Origin of the sequence: Micromonospora sp. NPDC005197, from assembly GCF_040608295.1 — a bacterium.
Taxonomy (GTDB): domain Bacteria; phylum Actinomycetota; class Actinomycetes; order Mycobacteriales; family Micromonosporaceae; genus Micromonospora.
The window spans coordinates 1-9,121 of sequence record NZ_JBEXHY010000174.1; the positions used below are offsets into that span (position 1 = coordinate 1).

Below are 9,121 nucleotides of genomic sequence, written 5' to 3' on the forward strand. Positions count from 1 at the left end.
CTGGTGCGCCGTACCCTCGCCGCCCGGCTCGCCGCCGGTGACCTGGACGCCGCGCCGCTGGCCGCCGGGATGCTGCGCCGCCACCGGGGGCGGTGACCGCCAGGTCAGGGCGTGGCGACCGCGGCGCGGGACCGGTCGGCGGCGATGCGCACGGCCAGCGCCGCGAGGGCCGTCCCGGTCACCCAGCGCTGCACCCGCAGCCACACCGGCCGGCGGGCGAAGAAACCGGCCAGCGCGCCGGCGCTGAGCACGATCAGCGCGTTGACGCTCAGCGCGACGGTGATCTGGGTCAGGCCCAGCAGCAGGCTCTGCGCCGCCACGTGCCCCCGCGCCGGGTCGATGAACTGGGGCAGCAGCGACACGTACAGGATGGCGATCTTCGGGTTGAGCAGGTTGGTGACCAGGCCCATGGTGAACAGCCGCCGCGGCGGGTCCGGTGGCAGCGGCGCGGGCGTGAACGGCGACCCGCCGCCCGGGCGCAGCGTGCGCCACGCCAGCCACAGCAGGTAGCCCGCGCCGGCCAGCTTCACCACCGCGTACAGCGTCGGGACCAGGACGAACACGGCGGCCAGGCCGGCGACCGCGGTGGCCAGGTAGACGCCGAACCCGGCGGCCACCCCGAGCAGCGAGATCAACCCGGCGCGGCGGCCCTGCGCCACCGAGCGGGAGACCAGGTAGACCATGTTCGGGCCGGGCGTGAGCACCAGTCCCAGCGCCACCAGCGCGATCCCCAGCAGCGCACCCGTGCCGATCATGACGTTGCCCCCGTTCGCCGCCGCCTGGAGGAGAACCTAGACCGACCGACGACCCCGGCCCAGGACCACCTCACCGATGGTGGCCTGCGAATCGGTCGCGCGGGCGAAAACCACCTCGCGGGAATGGTCACGCGCCTGGGCGCGCTGACCTGTGGCACGTGTGTCGTCGCGAGCCGGAGGCGGCGCGTTACGGTGGCCAGGGGAGGTGCCGCAGGGTGACCGAGGCGTGGGACGCGGCCGTGGAGGCGCAGATCCGGGGAGCCGTGCAACGCGGCGAGTTCGACAACCTGCCCGGCATGGGCAAGCCGATCCCCGGGCGCGGAATGCCGTACGACGAGTCGTGGTGGATCAAGAGTTTCCTGGAGCGCGAGAAGCTACCCAGCGACCTGCTGCTGCCCACCCCGCTGCAACTGCGCCGGCGCATCGAGCAGGTCCCCGACGAGGTCCGTGGCCTGCCCACCGAGCAGTCCGTGCGGGACTTCGTGGGACAGCTCAACACGCAGATCGTCGCCTGGCTGCGCAACCCCGAGGGGCCTCGGGTGGCCGTGCGGCCGGTGAACGCCGACGAGGTCGTCCGTCGCTGGCGTGCCGAGCGCGCCGGACCCGAGGTAACGGTCACCGCCACCGACCCGGCGACCGTCACCGACCCGGCCGTCGCGCCGGCCCGCCGAGCCCGCCGGCGCTGGTGGCTGCGCTGGCGCCGCCGGGGCTGAGAACGGATCAGTCCACCGCCGCGCGCCACGTCCAGGACGTGCGCCGTGCCCGACCGGGCAGCTCGCCGCGACCGGTCATCCACAGCAGCACGTCGGGCGCGGCGCCGGCCGGGGCGTCCGGGAAGAGGCGCCGCAGCACCAGCGCGCTCAGTCGGGGCGACGGCCGCCACGGCACACCGAGGCCGAGGGTGATGTCGTGGGTGTGCAGCAACGTCTCGGCCACCCCCATGGCGGCGAAGCCGGCCGGGTCGCAGGGGCCGAAGTGCCAGGCCCGCGCGTCCGGTGCGGCGGCGTCGACGGCTACGGCGAGCAGCCCGGCGCAGGCGCGCGCCACGTCGAGCACCCGCGCCGGGTCCGCGGTGGGGGAGACCCGCAGGTCGTACGGCAGGTAGCCGTCCTGTGCGAGGCCGGTGACCTGGCCGGCGTACGCGAGCAGGTCGTGCGCGATGTGCGCCGCGGTGGTCCAGCAGGTCCACGTCAGCGTGCCGGCGGGCACCGACCAGTCGCGTTCGCGGTGCGGCGTCAGCGCCCGTGTCATCTCGTCGGACGCCTCCCGCAGGTCGGCGCCGGTCACCGTGGACACCCGTGGCCCCGGTGGCCAGCACCGTGGAAGGTCGATCCGTGCAAGAATCCATCCTCGCAATCGGGGGAGGCGAACAGGATGTTGCCCAGCCTGGTGGTGGACACGACGGTACTGCCGCCGCCGGAGCGGTTCGATTTCTGGTACGCCCTGGTCGCCCAGGAGGCTGCGCCCGCGCACATCACCAGCGCACGGCTGGACAACTTCGTCGCGTACGCCCAGGCCATCGACCTCGGCCGGATCCGGTTGACCTCACTGCGGTACCCCTCGCTGCACGCCACCCGGCCCGCCGGGCTGATCCGCCGAGCCGAGGCGGACATCTACCAGCTCGCGCTGCCACTGACGGGTCGCAGCACCCTGGTCCAGGACCGCACCGAGACCACGCTCGTCGCCGCCAGCCATTTCACCCTGCTGGACACCGCGCGCCCGTACATCGCCCGGCACCGCGCGGACGGCCCCGGTCTCGCCGCGACGATCACCGTGCAGATACCCCGCGCGGCGCTGCCGTTGGCACCGGACCGGCTGCGCCACCTGCTGGCCACGCCGCTGCCCGCACGCCTCGGCGTCGGCGGGCTGTTGACCCACCACCTGCGCAGCATCGCGGCCCACCCGGAGCAGTACGAGGCGGCGCAGGCCGAGGTCCTGGGCACCGTGACGCTGGACCTGCTCGCCGCCACGCTCGCTCAGCACCTCGACATCGAGGACACCCTCTCACCGGAGGCCCGGCACACCGCCCTGCGCGCCCGCGTCGTCGACTTCATCGACCGCCACCTCGACAGCGCCGAGCTCAGCCCGCGTAGCGTCGCCGCCGCCCACCACATCTCGCTGCGGTCGCTGCATCGCCTGTTCGAAGGGGAGGCGACGACGGCTGCCGAGCTCATCCGCGCCAAGCGCCTGGAGCGGTGCCGGCGTGATCTCAGCAACCCGCTGCACCTGCGCCAGCCGGTCCATGTCATCGCCGCACGCTGGGGGTTTGCGGACAAGGCTCACTTCAGCCGCCTCTTCCGTGCTCGCTACGGACGTTCACCGCAGGCGTACCGGATGGCCATCGCGCACCGAGAACGGTGACTGATTCCCCGGCCGCCCGTTCTTCCCTGCACCGTGGCGAGGCGGCCGGGTGTGCGGAACCGCTAGCGCCGCCGGCGATCGGTCGGGTCGTCCGCCACGAAGTCACGGACAGCGGCGCGGATGGTCTCGCCGTACGGGTCGTCCGGTAGCTGCGCCAGGTGTTCGCGCAGCTCACGGGCCTGGGCGGGTGCGCCGGTCTGGCCGAGCTGCACCGCCTCGATAATGCGGGTCATGGTCGGATCGGGTGCCGGCTGGTCGTTCACGTCGCCGATGCTCGGGCCTCGACCGGGTCGAGGGTCAAGCGGATGGCGGCGCCGGTTCAAAGAACTGGACGCGATCATGTACGGGCTTGTAGCTTGCAGGGGACCGCGACACCGCCCGAGGAGGTGAGACCCATGAACGCTCGTTCGATGTGGGTGCTCCCCCTGCCGTCACGGTTTGGGCGACTGACGTAGGTGTCGCCGGGAGCGCCTCTCACAACAAGGCACTCCCGAAAGGCCACTCCTGTGCCCTCCGCGCACGTCACCGCCGAACCCCCGTCGACCGACACGGGCCGGCGCGACCCCATCGTGAACGACGCCTCCGAACTTTCATCGCCGAGCCCCATCTTCGATGTGATCATCGCCGGCTGTGGGCCGACGGGTGCGATGCTCGCCGCCGAGCTGCACCTGCACGACGTGCGGGTTCTCGTCCTGGAGAAGGAGACCGAGCCGACCTCGGCCGTCCGGATCGTCGGCCTGCACATCCGCAGCCTCGAGTTGATGGCGATGCGCGGACTGCTGACCCGGTTGCTCGAGCATGGACGAAAGCGTCCGGCCGCCGGCTTCTTCGCCGCCATCAACAAGCCCGTGCCCACCGGGCTGGACTCCGCGTACGCCTATCTGCTGGGCATACCGCAGCCGGTCATCGAACGTCTGCTCGAACAGCACGCGATCGATCTGGGCGCGCAGGTCCGGCGCGGCCAGGCGGTCACCGGTCTCGCGCAGGACGACGAGGGTGTGACCGTCGAGCTGTCCGACGGGCAACAGCTGCGCACGCGCTACCTCGTCGGCTGTGACGGCGCGCGCAGCACGGTGCGCAAACTCCTGGGCGTCGGTTTCCCCGGCGAGCCCGCGCGCACCGAGACGCTGATGGGCGAGATGGAGGTGGGTGTGCCGCCGGAGGAGGTCGCCGCCACGGTGGCCACGATCCGCGAGACCCATAAGCGATTCTGGCTCCGTCCCGCAGGCGTCGGCGTCTACAGTGTCGTGGTCCCAGCGGCGGACGTCAGCGACCGCGCGCGACGGCCCACGCTTGAGGACTTCAGACAACGACTGCGGGCCGTGGCCGGAACCGATTTCGGCGTGCACTCCCCACGCTGGATGTCCCGCTTCGGCGACGCCACCCGGCTGGCCGAGCTGTATCGGGTCGGGCGGGTGCTGCTGGCCGGCGACGCCGCCCACATCCATCCGCCCATCGGCGGGCAGGGCCTCAACCTGGGTGTCCAGGACGCGGTCAACCTCGGCTGGAAACTGGCCGCGCAGGTCCGTGGCTGGGCACCGGAAACGCTGCTGGACACCTATCAGGCCGAACGTCATCCGGTCGCCGCGGACGTGCTGGACAACACCCGCGCCCAGACGGAACTGCTGTCCAGCGAACCGGGCGCGCAGGCCGTACGCCGGCTGCTCACCGAACTGATGGATTTCGACGAGGTGAACCGCCATCTCCTGGAGAAGATCACCGGGGTCGGGATCCGGTACGACGTCGGCGAGGGCCCCGACCTGCTCGGCCGCCGCCTGCGCGACATCGACCTGCGGCACGGCAACCTCTACGCTCTGCTGCACCGCGGCCGCGGCCTGCTGCTGGACCGCACCGAACGCCTCAGCGTCGGCGGCTGGTCAGACCGGGTCGACCACCTCGCGGACCCGACCGCGGACCTGGACGTTCCGGGTGTGCTGATGCGCCCAGACGGTCACGTCGCCTGGATCGGCGACGACCAGCAGGACCTGGACGATCACCTGTCGCGCTGGTTCGGCGAGCCCGCCGACCAGGGTCGCCGACTCTGACGGAAGACCGGTGTTGCGCCACGCGGCGGGCGGCCGAGCGTCGGCGTCAGTCGAGGACTGGCGTCGATCGCCCCTCGTCCACGGTGTACGCGCCCGTGGAGATCACGCCGAGGGTCGTGGGCGTCAGAACAGGCGTTTCCCGGTTCCGACGACGACCGGGTACTGCGGTGTGTCACTGGAAGGGGATATACCTCAGAGTCATATTCATACCTCTGAGGTATATCGCTTACCGGCGCGGCAGCGCCCAGGCGGGCCTGAGACGCGCTTTCGCGCCTGCGATGATCTGCCTGGTGTAGCGCCTGCACGAGCCTCCAACTGCCGTGGACCTGGAGCTCTCGGCCGGGAAGCTCCTTGAGCCGGCGCGCGGCGTCGACGATGCCGGTGCGGCAGGCGGAGGCTAGCTGCCCGGCCGCGGGCCGGTCTTGTACAGGACGACATCGTCGGGTCGTCGCCCGCCCGTAGCCCTCGCGCGGTGCGCCCGACGTAGCGCCGCAGCGCATGTGCCAGGTGAGCCTGGTCGAAGTACCCCAGCGCCTCGACAACCGCGCACCAGTCGAGACCGTCGCGCAGCATCGTGGCCGCGGCGTTCGCACGGTCGATCTGGGTCACGGCGGTCCGCGACAGGCCGGTGATCGCGCGGTGCTGCCGCTGGAGGGTCCGCGTTGACCGCGTCCGCATCGGTGTCGCGATGCGTGAATCGCAAGCCCAAGGCCCCTTCATAGCGTTCTGGCGTCGTCGGCTCCTGAGCGTAGAGGAGCGAGCAGCGGGCCAGTCGGCGCTCATTTTCGGTTTACCAGTAACGATAATCCGATAATCTACTCCCACAAAAGGGGCATACCGTGCGCACATCATAATGACAGTTATTGTGCGTAAGGGGTCAGGATGGTGTACGCGCGAGATCGCGGCTGCTGTCCAGCCTCGCGGAGCGCGGACAGCTGGCGTCACGGGTGCCCATCGGGCCTGACGAGGCTCTACCGCAGGAGGCCGCGGCATTAGTGTTCGACCGTGGACTGCTACGCCTGTGACCAGAATCGGCGGATCGACACCCTGCCGGCCCGTGAGCTCGTCGCCGCTGACGAGCACTGGCGGGTCGCCCACGCGTTCGACTCGACCTTGCCCGGGTGGCTGGTGCTCGTTCCGCGCCGGCACGTGACGTCGATCGCTGAGCTGTCCGACGCCGAGGCGGCCAGCCTCGGCACGTGGCAGGTCCGGCTGTCGCGCGCCCTGCACGCCGTGACGGGGTGCGCGAAGACCTACGTCATCCAGCTCGCCGAGAAGGAAGGTTTCGCCCACGTGCACTTCCACGTGGTGCCACGGATGCCAGATCTCCCGGCTGATCGCCGCGGCCCTGCGGTCTTCGGCTACCTGAACGCCGCCGAGGGTGACCGCCTTGACGAGGCGCAGCAGGATGACATCGCCGCCGCGCTCCGCGCACAGCTCGAACCGGCGCGATGAGGAGCTGGTGACGAAGCCCTATCCCGGGACGTACGCCGAGCGGGCCTGAGCCACCTCGGCTGCCTGGCGTTCGCGCCAGCGGCGCTGGCTGTCCCGGTTGCAGGCGCGGCACGTGCGGCGGTACCGGCCCGTCGACTCGTCGAGTTCGCGCTCGTGCCCGTTGCGGCAGGTCGGCGTCTGCGTTCTCGTGCGGCAGTTGTCCGCGTGGCTGACCTGCCGCAGGTGGGTGGGCTCGACGCAGTCCTTTGCGGGGCAGAGGTGGTCGACCTCCAGGTCGGGGTCGTACCCGCCGACGAAGACGGCGTAGGCCGCGATGTGCGCCCAGGCTCTGCCGGCGACCTTCTGGTAGACGCCGCGCTGTGAGCCGTAGCCGCGGATGATCAGGCAGCCGTCGGCCTGCCGGACCGAACGCTGCAGCAGATACTCACGCAGACTGTCCTCGGTGAAGTGTCGGGACAGGCCGTTGACCCCGCTGAGCACGCCGTCACCCTATCCGGGGAGGCGGGCCGCCTGCTCGGGCAGGTCCACGTCGGTGCCGTCGGCGACGTCGGCGCAGGGGACCAGCCGTACCTCGTCGCCCCGGGCCCGCAGGTAGTCCCGCGCGCCCCGGTCTCCGGTGGCCGCCTCGGCCGCGTCGGCCCAGTGCTGTCGGCCGAGCAGCACCGGATGCCCGCGTCGACCGTCCGCATAGGTGGCCACGGCGAGGGAGTCGGCGGTGGCGTCGCGGGCAATGCGGCGTACCGCCTCGGGGGTGAGGCCGGGCATGTCGACCAGGGTGACCACGACGGCCACGGCCGGACTGGCCGTCAGGGCGGACAGCCCGGCCCGCAGGGACGAGCCCATGCCTGTCGCCCAGTCGTCGTTGAGCACCACGCCCGGCAGTCGCGTCCGGGAGCGGACCTGGTCGGCCTGCGCGCCGAGCACCACCACGACCGGTTGGCAGCCGGCGGCCGTGAGGATCGCCGCCGCGTGGTCCACCAGGAGTCGCCCCCGGTAGGGCAGGAGGGCCTTCGGCATGCCGAGTCGACGCCCGGCGCCGGCCGCGAGGAGCAGTCCCGCCGTCACCATGGGCCGAGCGTAGTCAGCCGCGCGCCCCTCGGCGTCGGATCGGGATGGGCTTCCGGGGGTGAACCGGTCGGCCGGGACCGCTAGCATGCATCTCGTATCTGCTGTCACGTATTTACGGTGAGGTGCCGGATGACACCGGACGAGACGTCGGCGTGGCAACGACTCTGCCCCCTGCCGATGGCCCAGGTCGACCCGCTGCCGGCGATCGCCCGTCACCTGGGTCACCCCGACACCGCCCGCCGGCTCGCGGCGGCCGACGCGGGGCGCACACCACCGGACGACGTCCTGGCCGAGCTGCGGGAGATCGGCGTCGCCGCCGTGTACGACCCCGACAGCGCCACCGCCGTGCACGTCAACGCCCTCAACGCGCAGGCCGCGCGGCACAGCGGGAGCCTCGCCATCACGCTCGGGGTCAACGCGCTGGCCCTGCTGCCGCTCTGCATCGCCGGCACGCCGGAGCAGCGCGATCGGGCGGGCGCGGTGCTGCGCGACGGTGGCGCCGCCGCCATGCTGCTCACCGAGCTGGCGCACGGCAGCAACCTGGCCCGCACCGGCACCCGCGCCGACCCGGTCGACGGCGGGTACCGGCTGACCGGGGAGAAGCAATTGATCAACGGCGGCACCCGGCACGACCTGCTGGTCACCCTGGCCCGGCTTGCCGACACCGACCGCTTCGGCCTGTTTCTCGCCGAACGCGACGACACGGTGACGGCCCTGCCCCGGTGGCGGACGCTGCCCGCCGTTGCCGCCGACATCTCCGGCGTACGGTTCGCCGGCACCCCGGCCCAACCGATCGGCGCGCCCGGCGACGGGCTGACCATCCTGCAACTGACCCTGGCGCTGTCACGGGGTGGCATCGGCTCACTCGCCTCCGGCGCCGCCAGCGGCGCGCTCGCCCAGGCAGTGCGGTACGCCCGCGAGCGCGACGTCTACGGCGAACCGATCGTGCACCTCGGCGCGATCGCCGAACACCTCGTCCGGGCGGCGGCCCTCGACGTGCTGGTCGCGGCGACCGCCGTGAAGGCCACGTTCCTCATCAACGCGCTCGGGCCGGCCGCCGCGTACGCCGCCGCCGTAGCCAAGTACGCCTGCTGCGAGCTGGCCGAGCAGGCCGTCACCGAGGGCCGCGCGGTGCTGGGGTCGCGAGCCCTCGTCGAGGAGTTCGGGTACGCGGCGCGGGTCCGTGACGTGCTGCTCTACGGCGTGTTCGACGGCACCCGCCACATCCTGCTCGACCAGTTGCAGTGGCGGTTGGAACGCTTCGCCGCCGGCTCGGACCGCTCCGGTGACGGCTATCGGCTGCTGGCCGAGGCGTACTCCCGGACACCGCAACCGCTGGTGCGGGCCGCGCGGCTGCGGCTGCGCCCGTACGCCCCGGGCCCGGCCGCCCGCGCCGCGACGCTCGCCGCCCGGACCGGTCGTCCGGCGGTGGCCGCG

The 9,121-nt window shown here is 72.2% G+C and carries 10 protein-coding genes; 5 read left to right on the plus strand and 5 right to left on the minus strand.

Annotation, left to right across the window (positions count from 1 at the left end; all coding sequences use genetic code 11):
• Positions 1 to 104 precede the first annotated feature (104 nt).
• The gene (locus tag ABZU46_RS29345) at positions 105 to 755 is read right to left on the minus strand and encodes a LysE family translocator (protein ID WP_354862818.1); all 651 of its coding nucleotides are present in this window, start codon (positions 753 to 755) and stop codon (positions 105 to 107) included.
• A gap of 215 nt (positions 756 to 970) precedes the next feature.
• Between ABZU46_RS29345 and ABZU46_RS29350 the strand changes: the two genes are divergently transcribed.
• Positions 971 to 1,468 (plus strand): DUF1992 domain-containing protein, encoded by a 498-nt coding sequence (locus ABZU46_RS29350; RefSeq protein ID WP_354862820.1) that lies wholly within the window; start codon positions 971 to 973, stop codon positions 1,466 to 1,468.
• Between the two features lie 7 nt (positions 1,469 to 1,475).
• Here ABZU46_RS29350 and ABZU46_RS29355 read toward each other — a convergent pair whose 3' ends face one another.
• A complete protein-coding gene (locus ABZU46_RS29355) occupies positions 1,476 to 2,042 on the minus strand; it encodes a maleylpyruvate isomerase N-terminal domain-containing protein (RefSeq protein ID WP_354862821.1) in 567 nt (188 codons plus the stop codon).
• An 87-nt stretch (positions 2,043 to 2,129) separates the two neighbouring features.
• Between ABZU46_RS29355 and ABZU46_RS29360 the strand changes: the two genes are divergently transcribed.
• Positions 2,130 to 3,116, plus strand: a complete 987-nt coding sequence (locus tag ABZU46_RS29360; RefSeq protein ID WP_354862822.1) for a helix-turn-helix domain-containing protein — start codon at positions 2,130 to 2,132, stop codon at positions 3,114 to 3,116.
• A gap of 62 nt (positions 3,117 to 3,178) precedes the next feature.
• On the opposite strand, the gene ABZU46_RS29365 is transcribed toward ABZU46_RS29360, so the two are convergent.
• The gene (locus tag ABZU46_RS29365; RefSeq protein WP_354862824.1) at positions 3,179 to 3,379 is read right to left on the minus strand and encodes a hypothetical protein; all 201 of its coding nucleotides are present in this window, start codon (positions 3,377 to 3,379) and stop codon (positions 3,179 to 3,181) included.
• A gap of 342 nt (positions 3,380 to 3,721) precedes the next feature.
• On the opposite strand from ABZU46_RS29365, the gene rox reads away from it, so the two are divergent.
• Both rox and ABZU46_RS29375 read left to right on the plus strand, forming a co-directional pair.
• The gene (gene rox, locus ABZU46_RS29370) at positions 3,722 to 5,161 is read left to right on the plus strand and encodes a rifampin monooxygenase (RefSeq protein WP_354862834.1); all 1,440 of its coding nucleotides are present in this window, start codon (positions 3,722 to 3,724) and stop codon (positions 5,159 to 5,161) included.
• Positions 5,162 to 6,166: 1,005 nt separating this feature from the next.
• On the plus strand, positions 6,167 to 6,616 hold the full coding sequence (locus tag ABZU46_RS29375; RefSeq protein WP_354862826.1) for an HIT family protein: 450 nt from the start codon (positions 6,167 to 6,169) through the stop codon (positions 6,614 to 6,616).
• 18 nt (positions 6,617 to 6,634) lie between these two features.
• Here the strand turns inward: ABZU46_RS29375 and ABZU46_RS29380 are convergent, their stop codons facing one another.
• Together ABZU46_RS29380 and ABZU46_RS29385 are read right to left on the minus strand one after the other, a co-directional pair.
• The gene (locus tag ABZU46_RS29380; protein ID WP_354862828.1) at positions 6,635 to 7,096 is read right to left on the minus strand and encodes an HNH endonuclease; all 462 of its coding nucleotides are present in this window, start codon (positions 7,094 to 7,096) and stop codon (positions 6,635 to 6,637) included.
• A gap of 9 nt (positions 7,097 to 7,105) precedes the next feature.
• The gene (locus tag ABZU46_RS29385; RefSeq protein WP_354862830.1) at positions 7,106 to 7,684 is read right to left on the minus strand and encodes a nucleotidyltransferase family protein; all 579 of its coding nucleotides are present in this window, start codon (positions 7,682 to 7,684) and stop codon (positions 7,106 to 7,108) included.
• A gap of 129 nt (positions 7,685 to 7,813) precedes the next feature.
• Between ABZU46_RS29385 and ABZU46_RS29390 the strand changes: the two genes are divergently transcribed.
• Positions 7,814 to 9,121, plus strand: a 1,308-nt coding sequence (locus ABZU46_RS29390; protein WP_354862832.1) for an acyl-CoA dehydrogenase family protein, incomplete at its 3' end; no start/stop codon positions are given.